We start from the raw sequence: 18,788 nt of genomic DNA on the forward strand, positions 1-18,788 counted from the left end.
AGTGATATTTACTGATGATGAAGAGTAAAGTTGTGTTTGCTAAACTGATGAAATGATACAAAGGCTTATGAAAAATGATTTTCGGGTATCAATTGCCCAATTAAATCCTATTGTTGGTGATATTGAGGGGAATTTTTCTTTAGCTGTCATGGCACATCAAAAGGCCAAAGAAGAGGGGGCTGATCTTGTTTTATTCACGGAACTTTTTATAAGCGCTTATCCGCCGGAAGATCTTGTTCTAAAACCTGCTTTTACAAAAACATGTGAAGAGACTGTTAAGAAATTAGCAAAGATAACCGTAGGCGGACCAGGAATTGTCATTGGTCTTCCATTAAGACGCAATGGCAATATTTACAACGGTGTCATGCTTCTTGATGAAGGGCGAGTCATTGCCGAAAGTTTGAAGTTTGATTTACCTAATTATGCTGAATTTGATGAAAAGCGTTTATTTTCTTCAGGCCCACGACCTGAGCCTCTTATCTATCGTGGGGTAGGACTAGGAATAGTGATTTGTGAAGATATTTGGAATGATTCTTCACTTTGTGCGGAGCTTGGTAATAAAGGAGCGGAAATTATTCTTGTCCTTAACGGATCTCCCTACTATCGTAATAAAACCTTAAAACGTATAGATGTTGTTCATACGCAAGCTCTACGATCTAGGGTACCAATTATTTATGCTAATCAAGTTGGAGGTCAAGATGAGCTCGTTTTTGATGGTGGGTCTTTTGCCTTGAATGGAGAAGGAAAAAAGATATTTCAAATGAAGCACTTTGATAGCCATATTGCTTTAAGCCATTGGCAAAAAATAACGACGGGATGGCACTGTATTTCAGGTCCTAATGAAAGTCTTCTCAATGGATTAGCGGCCGATTATCAAGCTTGTGTTTTAGGTTTGAGAGATTACGTTAATAAAAATCGCTTTAAGGATGTTATTCTTGGTCTTTCAGGAGGAATTGATTCAGCCCTGTGTGCGGCAATGGCGGTGGATGCTCTTGGCTCTGAGAGAGTTCGCACCATTATGATGCCTTATCACTATACTTCACAAGAATCGTTAAAAGATGCTAAAGAATGTGCACAACTTCTAGGATGCCATTATGAAATAATACCGATTGAGCAACCTGTTGAAGCTTTTTTAAAGACAATGGCGCCAGTTTTTCTAGGGTTACCCCCTGATATAACAGAAGAAAATCTTCAAAGTCGTATACGCGGTACACTTTTAATGGCTCTTTCAAATAAATTCGGTTCATTGGTGGTAACGACAGGCAATAAGTCGGAAATGGCTGTGGGATATGCGACACTGTATGGTGATATGAATGGCGGGTTTAATCCTCTTAAAGATATTTATAAAATGCAGGTTTATGCATTAGCTGAGTGGCGCAATAAAAATCACTTGCACAATTTGAGAGGACCAGAAGGGATTGTCATTCCATCCAATATTATAGAAAAAGCGCCTTCTGCAGAGCTGCGGGAAAATCAAAAAGATGAAGATTCTCTTCCGCCTTATCCTATTCTAGATGATATCTTGCAATCTCTTGTAGAAAATGACATGAGTATTTGTGATATTATTAAACGTGGGTATTCACGGGAAACTGTTGAGAAAGTTGAACAGCTTCTTTATGGTGCCGAATATAAAAGACGACAATCTGCACTCGGTGTAAAAATCAGTTACAAGAGTTTCGGACGCGATCGTCGCTATCCCATAGTCAATCATTTTCGCGATAAAAATTGAGTATTATTTTATGGTTAAAGTTCGTTTTGCTCCCTCTCCAACAGGTTATATTCATATTGGCAATATCCGTATTGCGCTTTTCAATTGGCTTTATGCGCAAGCGCATAATGGAGCATTTATCTTGCGCTATGATGATACAGATGTTGAACGTTCTAAACAAGAATATATCGATGCTATTGCTGTTGACCTTGAATGGCTTGGTATTCAACCAGATGCAATTTATTACCAATCTAAGCGATTTAATCGATATGATGAAGTTGCGGAAATTCTCAAACAACGCGGGCTTCTTTATCCCTGTTATGAGACTGCAGAAGAATTAGAACGGCGTCGTAAAATCCAGCTTTCACGCAAATTGCCTCCTATTTATGACCGTGCAGCATTAAAATTGACAGCAGAAGAGAAAAAAAACTTTGAATCACAAGGTCGTAAACCCCATTGGCGTTTTCTTCTCCCTAATTTTGAAAATGATCCTCTACAAACAAAGCGAACAGCAGTTTGTTGGAATGATGCAGTAAAGGGAAAGCAGACGATTGATTTGGCTTCTCTTTCAGATCCTGTTCTCATTCGTGAAGATGGAAGCTATCTTTATACATTGCCGTCTGTTGTTGATGATGTAGATATGGCTATTACGCATATTATTCGTGGGGATGATCATATTACAAATACAGGCGCTCAAATTGCTCTTTTTAAAGCTCTTAATGCAGAATTACCGGTTTTTGGTCATATCAATTTATTGGCGACAGTTTTAGGAAAAGGACTTTCAAAACGTAACAATGATCTTTCTATTCGTTCTCTACGGGAAGAAGGATTTGAATCTATAGCTGTTCAGTGTCTTGCTGTTTTGATTGGGACATCGCAAAATGTGCATCCCTATCCCAATCAAGCAGCGCTTTTAGAACATTTTAATCTTCAAGATACGTCAAAATCGGTTGCAAAATTTGCTGTTGCTGATCTTCTTACTTTGAATAGTCATCTTGTTCATGAACTAACTTATGAGGAAGTAAAAATGCGCCTTAAAAAACTTTCTATTGAGGGAGATAAGGCGGAATATTTCTGGAACGCGATAAGAAGCAATATTAATAAAGTCAATGATGCTGTTTTGTGGTGGAAAATCATTCATGATGAACAGAATTTTGATACAGTGGCACTAGAGGATCGTATTTTTGTGCGCCAATCACTCGATTTCTTACCTGAAAGTGTATTGAATGAGGAAAGTTGGAAAATTTGGACAACGGCATTAAAAGAAAAAACAGGACGTAGTGGGAAAGCTTTGTTTATGCCATTACGTCAGGCACTTACTGGGATGGATCATGGACCTGAAATGGGAAAAATTTTGCAGCTTTTAGGGCGTGAAAGGGTAGCAGAAAGACTCTCTAGGAAATAAGAGCGGCTTTTTAAAAGCATTTCGTTCATTTTACTCTTAAAGAGAGTAAAGAACGGGTTTATTTACACGTTTTTATAAGCATGAAAGCAGGAATATCATCACCAAATCCAAGGGGCGTGTAATTCTTATTTTTTCGTGGGCGTTGTTGCTCAGATGGCTTCTCTTTATTATTTGCATTTTTGATATATTCTGTTTTATTCTCTTCTACAGATTTTTTAGTGTGAGCAACAGGCTCTTTTTGAGCAGTTTTCTTTGATGATTTTGAAGATTTTTTCTTTACAACAATATCTTCTGTTTGATCATCGGCTATTAAAGTTGAGAGATCTCCATTGAGCCATTCAATTTTTTCATTACTCATTTCCTCAATGGCATTGATATATTTTTGATCAGCTTTTGTGACAATTGTAAAAGCTTTTCCGCTACGATTTGCACGCCCTGTACGACCAATTCGATGGATATAGTCTTCAGCATGTGTAGGAACATCATAGTTAAATACATGACTTACAGCTGGGATATCAAGTCCACGGGCGGCAACATCAGATGCAACAAGAAGTGTGAGTTTATTGTCTTTAAAATCGGCCAATGTGCTCATGCGCGAGTATTGGTCCATATCTCCATGAAGTGCACCTACACTAAAATTATGCCTGACGAGAGATCTAAAAAGTTCAGAGATATCTCTTTTTCGATTACAGAAAATAATAGCGTTTTGAAGCTCAGCACCTTCATTATGAATAAGTTCTCGCAAAACAGCTCTTTTATCCCATGACTTACTTCCAGATTTGACGAGCCGTTGTGTAATTGTGGTTGCGGTTGAGGATGCTTTTGTAACTTCAACAGATACAGGAGAATGTAAAAATTGTTTCGTTAGTTTTGTAATTTCTGGCGCCATTGTTGCAGAAAAGAACAAAGTTTGACGCGTAAAAGGAGTTAGCTTACAGATGCGTTCAATATCAGGAATAAAGCCCATATCCAACATGCGATCCGCTTCATCAATAACAAGGATTTCAACGCCCATCAGGAGCAGTTTACCGCGCTCGCAATGATCAAGAAGGCGCCCTGGTGTTGCGATAAGAACATCAGCTCCCCGTTCAAGTTTGCGATCTTGGAGTTCAAAAGAAACTCCACCAATCAAAAGAGCAACATTTAAACGATGATTTATTCCGTATTTATCGAAATTTTCTTCAACTTGAGCTGCAATTTCCCGTGTTGGTTCTAAGATGAGCGTACGGGGCATTCGTGCTCTTGCACGACCTTTTTCAAGGAGAGTGAGCATAGGCAATACGAAAGAAGCGGTTTTACCTGTTCCCGTTTGGGCGATTCCTAAAACGTCTTTTCTTTGAAGGACATGCGGAATTGTTTCACTTTGAATAGGTGTTGGAGTTGTATATCCCGCTGATTTCACCGCATTAATAACCTTTGCGGAAAGACCTAAATCATCAAAACTGTTTAAAGATGGTATCATTTTTTTATCAATTGCTCTGTGATTTTAACTGCGCTATCTAAATGATGATTATAACCAATATTCTACACTCTTAAAAAGTGTTAAGATGTTTTCACAAAAAAACTAACTATAACAATCATATACATATAAAACGCATAATACAATCATTAATAGCGAAATTGTTCTGATAAAATGCGCTCATCCCATGAATGATTTGAGTCAAAAAGGATTGAAGCTGTTACTTCTGTTGCCATTGAAATAGTAACTGAATGAACAGATTTAACTTCAATATTATCTGCAGCAGCGTTGACAGGGCGTTTGTCAGGTTCAAGCATATCAAAGCGCACTATTACTGTATTGGGAAGCAAAGCTCCATGCCAACGCCGAGGGCGAAAAGGGCTAACGGGAGTGAGTGCCATAAGAGGGGCCATAAGAGGTAAGATAGGTCCTTGCGCTGATAAATTATAGGCGGTCGATCCAGCTGGTGTAGCGACGAGGACACCATCACAACTTAATTGTTCCATGCGTACGTTGTTATCAATGGTAATGCGAATTTTTGCAGCTTGATAAGATTGCCGAAAGAGGGATACTTCATTAATTGCAAGCGCCTCGATAGAATCTTGACATTCAGATTTTGCAATCATGCGCAGGGGATGAATTTCTTTTTTATGTGCGACAGCAATACGATTGGGCAATTTTTTTTCATGAAATTCATTCATAAGAAATCCTACAGAACCTTGATTCATACCATAAATAGGTTTGCCTGTGTTCATGACGTCTCGTACGGTTTGTAACATTGTCCCATCACCACCGATTGCAACAACAATATCAGTTTCTTCCAGAGAAGAATGACCATAAACGGAAATTAATTTATGGGTAGCTTTGATAGCGTCCTCAGTTTCTGCGGAAATAAAATGAAAGCGACTTGGTAATGTAGTCATTAAAAAATTATCCTGATATTTATAATGTATGTTGTAACTTATTTTTGAGAGTTTTGAAGTTGTAACAAAAGCTCTTTTTATAATAAAAAGAGCATTGAATAAAGAGAAGTTATTTCAAGGTAAAGTATCATTGAAAAGTAAGAGGAGTGCGTTGTTAGATAAGTTACAAACAAGTAATTTTTTTATTAGAATGATAATTTAGCATTGAAGCTAAGAGTATGATTAGTTAAAAGACCATAACTGATTTTAATAATCAGTTTAAAGCACCCGTAGCTCAGCTGGATAGAGCGCTGCCCTCCGAAGGCAGAGGTCACAGATTCGAATTCTGTCGGGTGCACCAAATTCTTCAACTTCATATCATCCTAAATAACAATATTACCTAAAAAGAAGTCAATTTCCTCTTTTATGAAAATGGTCATTTGAGTTGTTTATTAAGTTTTATAGCGAATAAGAAAATGATTTTAAGAGAAGTAAAATTTACGATTGCGTATATAACTTTTCGGTTAGTCATTTTGAATATCGAGATAAAAAGCAAGATTATCTAAATATGCTTTCAATTTAACTATAAACATTTATAACATAAAAATACATATTAATTCAATATGTTATTGTATAATTGATCTGGCAATTTTGACAGTAGATCGCTAAATATATTGTTTTGAGCATTAAAATAGATAGCTAAATTTGCTTTTATTCTATTTTGGGAGCTAAAGGCTGTTATGGTGAAATGGAACGCGGATGAGGAATATCACCAGTTAAAGGAATAATAATGGGGATAAAAATAATCGTCAAGATTTGAATTATTTCAAAACGCTGTATTCGGTATGGTTATTATGGTTTTGAGAATGGGTATCGGGAAATTTCTCTATACACCAATATTGCCAGTTATATTGGATAAGGGATTGTTTACCTTTAATCAACTTTCTTATATAGCTAGCGCTAATTATGGTGGGGGAGTATGTTCTTTACGTTTGGCAAAATTGGGAATATATCTCTTGCTCCTCACATGCTATCTTGTGCAGCTATAGTAATGAGTGCACTTATTATTTTATTTCCATGGCGGTAGCACTTGATCCGTTTTGCTGCTGGTGAATGATGGTTTTGGGTTCTATTATGGTCATGCAGCATAGCCATAATGGGGGCGGATTATTTCTTCGCTTTATGCAGGTGTAGGAGTTGGTATTCTACTAGGTAATGAATATGTTATTATTAGCTTGAACAGGACGCTTGATGCGACAAACATTTGGTTTGAAGTTGGCTTAATGTTTGTTCAAAATTTTTAAAAACATACAGGTTTAATTATGACAACAATATCAAAAAACACCTCCGTTATTTATTCCATTGCAAATGAAATCGCTTCTGTTAATAAGAAAAAACATCCCAAAAATATGAATTGACCAATCAAATGGATTTCGTGACTGGTCATATATTATATCGCATTTGTGCTTTAAAAGATTTTGGTGATGTAAAAAAAGCGATCCAGATGGTTTTATTGAAAATGAAAGCAACCTCTCTCATGATGGCAATTGCTGGGTTGCTGATAATGCCTGTGTTGTAAAATCTGGTCGTGTTTATGAAAATGCAAGGGGCAATGGCAATGCTGCCATTGGTGGCTATGTGTATGGCAATGCCCTTATATGTGATAAAACCCGCGTGTATTTTGGTGCTCATGTTTATGACAATGCTCATCTTTCTTATAACGTTTGAGTTTATCATTATGCGCGGGTTTATGGAAATGCAAAATTATCCGGTAGTGTATCTATTCATAGCAATGCCGAGGTTTATGATCATGCTGTTGTTAGTATGGCAAGGTTTATGGCAATGCCAAGATCTCTGGTTATTTCGTGATTAGAGGTAATGTATATGGCAATGCAAGGATAAAAAGACATAGCGATTTATATTCGGTTCCCATAAATTGTGAGGTTTATGAAAGTGATAACGTCGTCAAGATTGATAAACAGAATAAATGACAGACGTGGGGAGCGCTTTTTTGATGGCTATAAAAACCTGTCATAAAAGAAAACTGTGCCAATTGATATGACGCGGCTTTTAAATAGAGGTGCTACAGATCATACAAAAGAAATCAATAATGAATGCATATATACAACGTATCATATTGCAAGCGCTCTATTTTATTGATTAAAACTTATCAAAAGGAACATAAATGACAGGTATGATTTTTAATCACTCATTTGAATTACAGAACCTATAAACACTTTTTTATGGCTATAAAACGCATTAAGAATAACGCCCTCATTTTTGAGGGGCATTTGAAACAAAGCACATTATCAAAATGCCTCTTTTAAAACGTTTTTTGTTTGTTTGCTTGCGTTATATCATTAAAAGACTTTTGATTTCATAAGACATAACATTATCAATTTTATTATCTGTTGTGATGATAGTATCTATATAATGCCAGCTTGTCATTTACTAACTTTTTAGTAAGCGGCGCTTTAAAATCGACTTGTCTTTAAATCCTTTTATGTGTTCTTAATGAATTAAAATCTATCTTATGATAGCTTCAAATGATTATTTCTTTTAAGGTTTCGCTCAAAAAAAAAGTAAAACCCATACTATTCTTTAAGCGCATGCAATTTATGTTATCGATAATTTCAAACGATTACGTTTTTAACAATGCGATTTGTGTGTGATAAAAACGTATCATAAAATTTATGAACTGTTATGAATGATAGCTGCTTTTCACTTCATTTGAATGTTTACATGCCTTATAACATTTGCATCATAATTTGCTTTTTATAGTCTATTCATACATGGCAATTGTTTATAAAAAATAGTCAATTGAATCACGTATAAAGTGTGAATTCTAAATGGAATTCATATAAAATAATTTCACACAAACTATTGACTTTGTTGTTTGTTTTTTATGATAAGATGCCATCTCGTTTAGATTTTGCAAAAGAAATCACCAAAGACCTTATTGATAAGATTCTTCTCTCATACGGCGTTATCAATTTTATTTGCAGAAAGCTATTTCGCTTTTGACTTTTGATATGGATACAACCTTTTTTGAGGTAGAGCAAAGAATTTTTTAGCCATGGAGAGTGCAACAGCGCTCTTCAAAAATCTTGATTGGTCTGTTGAGAAAATTAAAGAGGTAGATAATTATTCAGCACGTTATCAACTACCAGATCGTGAAGTACAAGTTCTTTATAATGACGCAATTATCAAAAGTTATCCGCAATTTGATGTTGGATTTTCGATTAGTACTGGTATTTTAGCTGCTGCCTGCATGGTAATTGATTCCTATCAATTCTCAGCACTTACAAGATCTAAAACTTGATTTTGATAAAAAGTGGTTGAGAGTTTGTGAAGAAGAAATATGTGCGGATTGGTTGGAATTAGAGCTTGATTATGTCTTGAAATGGGCGATGGAAAAAATTGATCTTCATAAATGCTTTTATTCCAGATATGGAGCACTACCTTGGCAAAAGAGTGAAGTTGAGGCACATAAGGTTATCAAGATAGATGATGCAGGTTATAGCTTACTTCATATTGGTGCACTGGCTTTATTGGGTGATGTTGCAACCTTACAATCTTATTATCAAAGTTTTAGTGCAGGGAATCATTTAGGCTTTGATGAAAATACCCAAAAGACTCATCTTGAACGTGCATTGGCTTTAGCCAAAGAAGTAGTGAAATCTAAGCAACTCAGCTACACTTTAATTGCAAAAGTAGCAAAAAATATGAGCCATCTGGAAGAAAAACAAAGTTCTTAATAAGAGCTTTCCAGAGAGGTGGAGCTTTATTCTTGGAAGGAAAAAATAGCTAATTTTATCGAAACAAAAGATAAGAAATATCAAAAAGATCTCAAAAGATTATAGGAGGCAGAGTCTAGTTTAACGCTGCCATCATCAATTGAGTGAACCCAACAATGGCGGAATTCTATCTATTGGCGGAAATCTGATGTTTGAAAGAGGGGTTCTTGATGTGAAGGTAATATTGTAATAAATAATTATTATAAATCAATATGTTGTATATATTCATTATTTTTGAGATTAATGACCATTGACAAATAATTTTGCATCATTTTCTCTCTTACAGCTTTTCGTAAATCATCAATGGAAATTTTTATAATGGAAAGTTTATTGATAACATAACCTTTGTATGTTCATTACTTTACGCTTAAAAAAATATAAAAATAATGAAATGCAATTAAGTCATCAACTTCTTATTCTTTTCAATTTTTAATCATAAAAAAATCTTTTTATTCATCTTGCTTATAAAAAGAATTAGATTCTTTCTGGTAAGACAATTGGAGAAATAAGGATTTTAGATATGTTTCGACGTTCCATTTCAATCACTTTAAAGTGTAAACCATCAGTTTCAAAACTTTCTCCCTCATTTGGTAAATGACCAAACTGCCAAAGCATAAAGCCTGCCAGAGTCGTATAACGATCTGCTTCATCTACAAGGTTACGCCCAAGATAACTACTTAAACGGCGGATATCAGCATATCCCTCAACAAGAAGACTGCCATTTTCAAGTCGTTCTGCGATCATGAGTTCTTCATCGTCATCAGGAAAGTCTCCTGCAATAGCTTCAAGAATATCGGTTGGTGTTGCAATTCCTTCAAAAGATCCATGCTCATCAACAATAATTGCAAGCTGAATCGAAGAATGACGTAATTGCTCCATCAATCGTAAAACACTTGTATTTTCATGAACAACGAGGGGTTCTCGCATAGCTTTTTTCCAATTAATCTTTTTCCCCTCAGCCAAATTCAAAAGAAGATCTTTTGTCAATGCAACGCCAACAAATTCATCTACTTTTTCACGCGCAAGAATTAAGCGGCTATGTTTAACCTTTTGTAATTCTTCACGCATTTCATTTTCATCAGCATTTAAATCTAACCACTCAATCTCATTACGCGGCGACATGATAGAGCGAACAGGGCGATCAGCTAAATCGAGAACACCACGAATCATCTCCTTTTCTTCTGGTCTAAACAACTCAGAAGCTGCGGCCTGTTCCGCAATAACATCTACAGTCTCAGCAAGGTGACTATCTTTACTTCCTCCTCCTAAGAGCCTCAAAACAGCATCAGCTGTTCTACTGCGTAGATCATTCGTTTTAATCATTTTTTCACGGTTACGACGTCCAATTTGATTAAAAGCTTCGATGAGAACAGAAAAACCAATAGCAGCATACAAATACCCTTTTGGAATATGAAAACCAAATCCTTCAACAATGAGAGTAAAACCAATCATCATCAAAAAACCAAGACAGAGGATTACAATAGTGGGATGACGATTAATAAAACGCATAAGAACACCAGATCCGCACATCATTACTCCCATAGCAGCTATGACTGCGATATACATAACTGTTGCCTGCTCTTTTGCAATCATACCTGTTGCGGTAATAATACTGTCTAGTGAAAAAACGGCATCCAGCACCACGATTTGAACAATTACTTGCCAAAAAACAGCATAAGCAACGCCTGTTTTTCTTTCATGTGATACCCCTTCTAACCTTTCATGTAATTCTAACGTTCCCTTTGCTAGCAAAAAGGCTCCACCACCGATTAAAATAAAGCTATGCCAACTAAATACAAAAGATGAAAGTGAAAGAATTACCCTATCGAGTCTCATAACCCATCCAATAACTGTAAGAAGGAAAAGCCGCATAATTAATGCTAAAGTAAGACCTAGAAAGCGTGCACGGTCACGCAAATGCAGTGGCAATTTTTCAGCTAAAATTGCAATAAAGATAAGGTTATCTATTCCTAAAACAATTTCGAGAAAAACCAGCGTGATCAAACCAAACCACGCATGGGGATCAGTGATCCATTCCATCATTCCTTACCTTTTAGAAGCTTAAAAGCGCGCGATTGACAAAAAAAATTCATAGGCTTTTATTCGTATATTGGATCATGAACATTGAATGTAAAAAAACTTATATTCAACGAAAAAAACAGCAAAATATTGCTTGAATGCATGTGATTATTGATAAAACAAAATGATGCCCCATCCCGCTTACAACCACAAGAAGGTTCCTCTAAATTTTGCTCGGGCATTATACTCGATAATCCTCCAACTATAGGTTCTGTATAACAATCAGAACACTTATTTAGAAAGTTCCTTATAATGGGTTTATTTTTATATAAGATCAAGTGGTGAATATCATATTTTTAATCTTACAGACAATGAGTCTATATAACAAACAACAAAATATCTGGACATCCATCCTTAGGAGCGTTATAGAAACGCTCATTCTCATCTTTTGAGAAGCTTATGGGTGATTAGCTCAGTCGGTAGAGCAGCTGACTCTTAATCAGCGGGTCGTGGGTTCGATCCCCTCATCACCCACCATTCGATTTTATACCGTAAACAACTTATTGATTGCGTAAATTTTTTTAAGGTACGAGTTGCTAAATAAAATTGGGGAGTAGGATTTCCCTATATGCATTTGTTTAAAAGTGAAGATTGTCGATATAGCTTAGTCATCGGGTGTTGTACTTTTAGGGGCTTAAAGAATTTCAAAGGACATTTAAAGATCTTTTAATGCGTATTGTTTTTTTAAATCGCAATTGGTAAGGAGAAGTTTCTTACCGACAATTGTGCTATTTAAAGGGGTATAAAAATCAACAGTTTTCACTTCTTTTAATATAAATTGACTAAATTTTTTTGGATTTTTAGCATATTGTTTAAAGATAGAAGAAACTTTACACTTTAGTTGTGTCAGCAGCGTGGATATTTTTTGATAACTCTCCCACTTAAACAAAAGATCTCTGTAATAATCATCAGTATTCCAAGAGGGTGAATCAAGATAAAACAAAGTAGTTAGCTGGACATAACAGGAATAAAATTAGATCAGTTTAATGGTTTAAAACTAATACCTGCTAAACGACAGAAAATAAGCTTTAATAGGGCTTTAAGTTTTAGAATATTAAACCGTGCGGTTACGTTATACTGTCTTTCCGTTAGCTTAACCGTTAAAAATATAAACATTAAGAAAGCTGCTCAGAATCATTATAATATATTGATTTATAATAATTAATTATTCTTTGTTTGAGAAAACTTTACTGCCATAAACTTCTTTTGTTTTAATCTCTCTTATAATGAATTAATTAAACTCATTTATTTGTGCATTATAAATGGGATTAACGTGTGGATAAAGACTATTAAAGAAAAGCATAAAAATGATTCTTATTAAAGTTCTTAAGCGTTAAAAGTTATCACAACATTGGAAAAATAGTATAATGGTGCAGGCTTGCTCTTTTATTAAGTATAAAGATGATGGTGCAACAATGGCTTTACTATTATCCATTTACGGGTGTTATTGTGTAATGGGGAAGAGCACTGAGAGAGGTTTCTTAAAAAAGGTATGTAAATTGGCAACACGATGGTGTTTTTTCTTTGAGAGGCTTGATTCTATTAAAGAACGTGACAAACAAAAGCGTGACACAATATGTATACACATTATTCCTATATTTTTGAGAGATGAAAATTTTGTAAAGTTTTTCCTTGTATTTTTATATGATCGTTTAGGAAAAATTCTTTTATTAAAAGGGTTCTTTAAGTATTCTTGATTTATATAATTTTTCTTTTTTAAATAATAAAATGAAGTTATTTTCAGATAGAGGTTTTTAAATTTGAGTATTTGTTTTTTGCAATGATGTGCTTTATCCAACATAAAAATCGATTACATAATAAAATAGTACTTTTAATATTCAAGTTTATGGGAGTTTTTTTGAAGGAAAATAGATAAATATTTCTATATTTTTCGTAAAGTAAGATTCTTATAAAAGGGGACCTTCAAGTTTCAATGTAAAAAAGATAAATAAAAATAATGATTGTATTAATTTACATATACAATCGATTAGCATGGATGATAATCCTTTATAGGCACACAAAAAAGAAGTAGTTGATAGCCTTTTATTTATTCAGGAGGTGTTTTGGGGGCTCTTTTCCAGTATTGATGCGCTTCAAAAATGGCGACCACAAATAATGAAATGATAAGCGGTATAATCAAATAAAACATTCTAAAGACAATAAGTGCTGCAATAACATCGGTTGGATTTATATTGGGCATGCCTGTTATGAAGAGAGCTTCAAGAACTCCTACTCCTCCTGCTGGAGCATTGGAGAGAAGAGTTATCGTAAAAGATGCTAGGAAAACACCAAGAACAGAGATAAAATGAATATCTGCGTTGTGTGGGAGAACAGCATATATAATTCCTGCTGCTCCTAAAAGCTCTAAAGGGCTAATGAGAAGCTGTTGAATAACAATTTTTAGCCGTGGATAGGAAAGTTGAATTTTCTTACCCAAGCGTAAGGGTTTTAACTGAAGCCAGCTGCCAAACGTATAAAGTGCTATACAGCTGAGTAAAATTGCTCCAACCGTTGTTCCTAGCCATTCAGGAAGTTCTTTATGAATGAGGGTGATAATTTCGGGTTGTAGCACCAAAACGATTCCCAAAAGTAAGACTGTGCCGATTACAAAAGTAAAAGAGCAGAAACCTACTAATATTGCGATTTCTGTTCCGTTTAATCCTTTCATTTTATAGGCACGATAGCGCACAACGGCACCAGAAAAAACTGAAGCACCGATATTGTGTGAAAGAGCGTAGGTTGTAAATGAACATATAGCGATAAAAACCCAAGAAATTTTATGGCCTAGATGTTGCAAGGCAATTCGATCATATCCAGCAAGAGCAGCATAAGCTAGGAGAGAACATAAGCAGGCTAATAACCAGTGCTGTGCATTTAAATCGCTCAAGCGCTCCAATACATCCCCAAATGAAATGGCAGAGAGTTTCATATAAAGAATCCGAATAGATATCAGCATTGCTAAGATACCAATCAATGGCCATATAAACTGCTTTATTTTCACGATTCTTTATCCATTTTATGTTTTCTGTAAATTTTCATGATTGAGCATATTCTGTACAGATCTTCGTTCCATTATATACTCTATGATGCCATTGGCAATTTCTTCATTATCCGTTACTACAACATCAGCACCTAAATCAATGAGATATGTTGTTTCTATGTCGGATAATGCATGTGTGATTATCTGGATATCTTTCTTCATATTCCTTATATTAACGATACATTCTCCTACTTCAATGGTGCTTAGCATTGTAATAACAACTTTATCTGCATTACTTATATTTGCTGCGTTCATTATTTCTTGTTGAATGATATTGCCGCAAATAGCCTCAAAGCCATCTGCAATCGCTTTATCAGAGAGGCGTTTTGATTCTTCTACGATCACTATAGGTTTACCTCTATTTATTAAAGATAATGCAACACACTTACCAATACGACCATAGCCAATAATTACGATATGGTTATTTTTTAAGGTCATCGGCAAAAAATCTTGGTCAGGATCTTGTGGATCAATATCAATAATTGTTTGGGTATTTTGTGAAGATGCAGAATTTTTTTCTAGACGTTTTTTAATTTTATTACAGGCAATGAAAACAAGAGGATTGAGCAAAATAGAAAAAATTGCTCCTCCAAGAATTAAATCATGAGCGTCATTGTTTAAAAGTCCTAAGCTTAAACTTAAACCAGCAAGGATAAAGGAAAATTCTCCGATTTGGGCAAGGCTTGCAGAAATAGTCAAAGCTGTTGCATTAGAATAGCGAAAAGCCTTAACGATGAAAAAGGCAACAGCAGATTTTCCGATTACGATAATGAATAAGGTTGCTAAGAGAGGAAAAAAATGAGTTAAGAGTTTCTCTGGGTCAAATAACATGCCTACAGAAACAAAAAAGAGAACAGAAAAAGCATCGCGCAGTGGTAAAGATTCTTCCGCGGCACGGTGGCTTAATTCTGATTCGCTCATGACCATACCAGCAAAAAAAGCACCAAGAGAAAGAGAAACACCAAATAAATGAGCGGCTCCGAAAGCCACTCCTAATGCAATAGCAAAGACGCTAAGACGAAATAATTCACGTGATCCCGATTGTGCGCTCATTTTTAAAAGCCATGGGATAACGCGTCGCCCAATGACGAGCATAAGTGCAATAAATACAATCACTTTCAGGATGGTGAGACCAAAAATACCCCAAATACTTAAATCCAACCATTGAACAAGAGGATCCAACGCTTCTTTTTTGGTGTTGCTGAGGGCACTTGCCAAGGAAGGGATGAGGACAAGTATAAGGACCATTGCTAAATCCTCAATAATCAACCATCCAACGGCAATGCGTCCTTTTTCTGTTTCAATAAGATGACGCTCTTGCAAAGCACGTAGAAGGATAACAGTACTTGCTATGGATAAAGCAAGGCCGAAGATCAAACTACCACCGAAGCCCCAGCCCATAATCAAACCAAGGCACAAACCTAGAAAAGTAGAAAATGCCATTTGTGCAATAGCAGCGGGGACAGCAATAGCTTTGACAGATAAAAGATCTTTTAATGAAAAGTGGAGCCCAACACCAAACATCAGCAAAATAATACCAATTTCAGCAAGTTGATTAATGATGACGGAATCTATTTTAAATCCGCCTGTATTGGGTCCCACAATAACACCGGCTAACAAATAGCCTACAAGTGGTGAAATACGCAAACGGCTAGCAATCATTCCCAAGAGAAATGCTAAACATAAACCTGCAACAATAGTTGTGATAAGTGGTGTGTCGTGGAGCATGGATTATTTACTATTCTTGATCAAAAAGCGAATGAATGAAAATGACTATATTTCTATGAGAAGAGAAGCGAAATGTATCATACGTATTAAAGGGCATTTTTATTTCACTTTGGTATTTGCACGATTATTTCGCTCACGCCACCAATTTCCTAGCAGGAGTAAAATAGGAGCAGCAATAAAGATAGAGGATGATGTTGCAATAATAATCCCAAAGACCATGGGCAATGCAAAATTATGAACAGCACTTCCACCCCATATCGCCATGGGGAGCATAGCAAGAATTGTTGTGGCTGATGTAAAAAAACAACGTACAAGAACCTGATTAATTGACAGATCAATCAGCTCGCGCAACGGCATTTTTTTATAAAGACGCATATTTTCGCGCATCCTATCATAGACGACAACTTTATCATTTATAGAATATCCAACAATTGTTAAGAGTGCAGCGATAGCCGTTAAATTAAAATCAAATTGAAATAAAGCAAAAAAGCCAATCATTTTTGTGGTGTCTAGAATGAGAGTGATAATTGCTCCAATAGCAAAGAACCATTCGAAGCGTAACCATATATAGAGAGACATGGCAATAGCCGCAAGGATAACAGCAGTAAAAGCAGCTGTGGCAAGCTCGCCTGAAATTTTGGGACCAACAACTTCTATTTGATCGAATGTGGTATCGGGATAGATATTTTGTACAGCTGTTTTGACCTTATCAATGGCGATGGTTTGTTGTGCTTCGCTACCGCTTTGTTTCTGCATGCGAATTAATACGGTGTTTTCGTTATCAATATTTTGCAAGGTAACTTCACCAATATTAAGAGTAGAAAGCTTGGAACGCAGAGTTGCTAGATCTGCTGGTGCTTTCGTGGTAATACTCATTTGGCTTCCGCCAATGAAATCAATTCCGAAGTTCAATCCAGGCTTAAAAAAGAGAAAGACTGAAGCCATTGATAAAACAATTGAGACGCCAATACCAATGAAACGTGCTTTCATAAAGTGGAAAGTTGTGTTTTCTGGCATGATGTTGAAAGCAGAGTGAATATGCAATTTTTTAATTTTCCATTTACGAACGATCCAAATCATGATGATGCGTACAATGGTGATATTTGTAAACATGGAGATGATAATACCAAGCAACATTGTTACGGCAAAACCACGAACGGGACCGGTACCAAACCAAAATAGTAAGACAGTCGCTATAATTGCCGTAACATTTGCATCAACAATGGTTGCAAAAGCGTGTTTAAATCCACGATCTAGGGCTGCAAAAGCACTCACACCTTTTCGACTTTCTTCACGGATACGTTCATTGATGAGAATATTAGCATCAACGGCAATACCGATGCCTAAAATAATACCAGCAATACCAGGTAGCGTAAGCGTAGCTCCCAAAAGACTCAGTGCAGCAAATGTTAAAATCGTGTGCAGAGCTAGTGCTATATTGGCAATTAATCCCCAAATGCGGTAGAGAAGAAAAATAAAAATTGCAACAAGAATAAAGCCAATTATGCCGGTGTAAAGTCCCATTTGGATGGCATCAGCACCAAGATTTGGACCTACGGTTCTCTCTTCAATGACCGTGAGTGGTGCGGGGAGGGAACCAGCACGAAGCAGAGCAGCCAGAGTTGAGGCTTCTTTGGGGTCAAAGTTTCCTGTAATTTGACCTTGTCCATTGGGAATGACACTATTGATGGTAGGAGCGGTTAAAACCTTATTATCCAGAACAATGGCAAAAGGACGGTTAATATTTTGTCGTGTTATATCGGCAAATATTTTTGCACCAGCGGAATCTAGAGTAAATGAAATAATGGAACGCCCTGGTATTTGGGGGTCAAAACCTGCACGGGCATCTTTCAGGACATTTCCATCTAAAGCGATTTGATCATAAATTGCATAGTGTTGTGTTGCATCAGTATATCCAGGAAGAATAGAAACACCTATAGGGGGATTATTGGGGTCCACATTAGAAGGAACAAGATGAAAACTCATCTTAGCGGTTGTTCCTAAAAGATCACGTAGTTGTTTTGGATCTTGTAGTCCGGGCAATTGGACCATAATACGATCATTTCCGACCTTTTGGATGGCTGGTTCTGAAACACCAACTTGATCTATACGGCGACGGATGATTTCTAAGCTTTGTTCAATAGCATTGCTTACACGGTCTTTTATACCAGCTTCCGTTAATGTGACGCGGAGAGTTTCATTTTGAGCACTGATCGTGATGTTATGTTCTGTTGTACCAAAGCTACTGTGTATGGGGGTTATTAATGTTTTCAAAGCAGAGAGTGCTTTTTCAGTTTGCGATGGATCAGAAATAAGGGCAATAATACTATCTTCAACGATACGCACACTTGAGGTGCGGATTTGTTTTTCACGCAATACATTGCGTACACTGCCTAAAACTATGTGTAACTGATCGCGTTTTAACGTTTTGCTATCAACTTCGAGCAGGAGAGAAGAGCCTCCTTGAAGGTCAAGACCAAGTGCTACACGGGTGTCGGGTAAGAATTTCGAGTTTTTAACTTGTTCATATGAAAATAAATTGGGCAAGGCAACATAAATGCTGCTTAAAAGAATAAAACAATAAAGGGTAGTTAACCAACCAGGTGTACGCATGATATATTCCGCTAATAGGCAATCTAACAGTTATTCAAAGTTAAAAGCACAAGTAAA

12 protein-coding genes, 2 tRNA genes and 1 pseudogene are annotated in these 18,788 nt (G+C 36.1%); 9 read left to right on the plus strand and 6 right to left on the minus strand.

Annotated features, from left to right (window positions below; all coding sequences use genetic code 11):
- The first annotated feature begins 67 nt into the window (after positions 1–67).
- Entirely contained in the window at positions 68–1,729 is a 1,662-nt protein-coding gene (locus ACFIJ7_RS04165) for an NAD+ synthase (protein WP_375636298.1), read from the plus strand.
- 10 nt (positions 1,730–1,739) lie between these two features.
- The gene (gene gltX / locus ACFIJ7_RS04170) at positions 1,740–3,113 is read left to right on the plus strand and encodes a glutamate--tRNA ligase (protein ID WP_375644676.1); all 1,374 of its coding nucleotides are present in this window, start codon (positions 1,740–1,742) and stop codon (positions 3,111–3,113) included.
- Between the two features lie 58 nt (positions 3,114–3,171).
- Here gltX and ACFIJ7_RS04175 read toward each other — a convergent pair whose 3' ends face one another.
- Both ACFIJ7_RS04175 and ACFIJ7_RS04180 read right to left on the minus strand, forming a co-directional pair.
- Positions 3,172–4,575, minus strand: coding sequence for a DEAD/DEAH box helicase (locus ACFIJ7_RS04175; protein WP_375636301.1), 1,404 nt, complete (start codon positions 4,573–4,575; stop codon positions 3,172–3,174).
- Between the two features lie 146 nt (positions 4,576–4,721).
- Entirely contained in the window at positions 4,722–5,495 is a 774-nt protein-coding gene (locus ACFIJ7_RS04180; protein WP_012755068.1) for an NAD kinase, read from the minus strand.
- A 263-nt stretch (positions 5,496–5,758) separates the two neighbouring features.
- Here ACFIJ7_RS04180 and ACFIJ7_RS04185 point away from each other — a divergent pair.
- The 6 genes and pseudogenes from ACFIJ7_RS04185 (at position 5,759) to ACFIJ7_RS04210 (ending at position 9,232) form a co-directional block, all read left to right on the plus strand.
- Positions 5,759–5,835, plus strand: a tRNA-Arg gene (locus tag ACFIJ7_RS04185).
- 505 nt (positions 5,836–6,340) lie between these two features.
- Positions 6,341–6,523: a YbfB/YjiJ family MFS transporter gene (locus ACFIJ7_RS04190; protein ID WP_375636341.1), complete on the plus strand. Its 183-nt coding sequence runs from the start codon at positions 6,341–6,343 to the stop codon at positions 6,521–6,523.
- A 153-nt stretch (positions 6,524–6,676) separates the two neighbouring features.
- Positions 6,677–6,778 (plus strand): hypothetical protein, encoded by a 102-nt coding sequence (locus ACFIJ7_RS04195; RefSeq protein ID WP_375644721.1) that lies wholly within the window; start codon positions 6,677–6,679, stop codon positions 6,776–6,778.
- Positions 6,779–6,900: 122 nt separating this feature from the next.
- Positions 6,901–7,465, plus strand: a pseudogene (locus ACFIJ7_RS04200) (hypothetical protein).
- A gap of 1,085 nt (positions 7,466–8,550) precedes the next feature.
- A complete protein-coding gene (locus tag ACFIJ7_RS04205) occupies positions 8,551–8,796 on the plus strand; it encodes a hypothetical protein (protein ID WP_375644677.1) in 246 nt (81 codons plus the stop codon).
- Positions 8,797–8,884: 88 nt separating this feature from the next.
- Positions 8,885–9,232, plus strand: a complete 348-nt coding sequence (locus ACFIJ7_RS04210) for a DUF6990 domain-containing protein (RefSeq protein WP_375644678.1) — start codon at positions 8,885–8,887, stop codon at positions 9,230–9,232.
- Positions 9,233–9,745: 513 nt separating this feature from the next.
- Here ACFIJ7_RS04210 and ACFIJ7_RS04215 read toward each other — a convergent pair.
- On the minus strand, positions 9,746–11,314 hold the full coding sequence (locus ACFIJ7_RS04215; protein ID WP_375644679.1) for a TerC family protein: 1,569 nt from the start codon (positions 11,312–11,314) through the stop codon (positions 9,746–9,748).
- Positions 11,315–11,751: 437 nt separating this feature from the next.
- On the opposite strand from ACFIJ7_RS04215, the gene ACFIJ7_RS04220 reads away from it, so the two are divergent.
- A tRNA-Lys gene (locus ACFIJ7_RS04220) sits at positions 11,752–11,827 on the plus strand.
- A gap of 1,570 nt (positions 11,828–13,397) precedes the next feature.
- Here ACFIJ7_RS04220 and ACFIJ7_RS04225 read toward each other — a convergent pair.
- The 3 genes from ACFIJ7_RS04225 to secD form a co-directional block, all read right to left on the minus strand.
- Positions 13,398–14,351 (minus strand): YbhN family protein, encoded by a 954-nt coding sequence (locus tag ACFIJ7_RS04225; RefSeq protein ID WP_375636305.1) that lies wholly within the window; start codon positions 14,349–14,351, stop codon positions 13,398–13,400.
- Between the two features lie 15 nt (positions 14,352–14,366).
- Positions 14,367–16,118, minus strand: coding sequence for a YbaL family putative K(+) efflux transporter (ybaL, locus tag ACFIJ7_RS04230; protein ID WP_375636306.1), 1,752 nt, complete (start codon positions 16,116–16,118; stop codon positions 14,367–14,369).
- Between the two features lie 99 nt (positions 16,119–16,217).
- Positions 16,218–18,731, minus strand: coding sequence for a protein translocase subunit SecD (secD, locus tag ACFIJ7_RS04235; protein WP_375644680.1), 2,514 nt, complete (start codon positions 18,729–18,731; stop codon positions 16,218–16,220).
- Positions 18,732–18,788 lie beyond the last annotated feature (57 nt).

The sequence above is a fragment of the Bartonella sp. MR100HLJHH genome (assembly GCF_042194215.1).
Lineage (GTDB): Bacteria > Pseudomonadota > Alphaproteobacteria > Rhizobiales > Rhizobiaceae > Bartonella > Bartonella grahamii.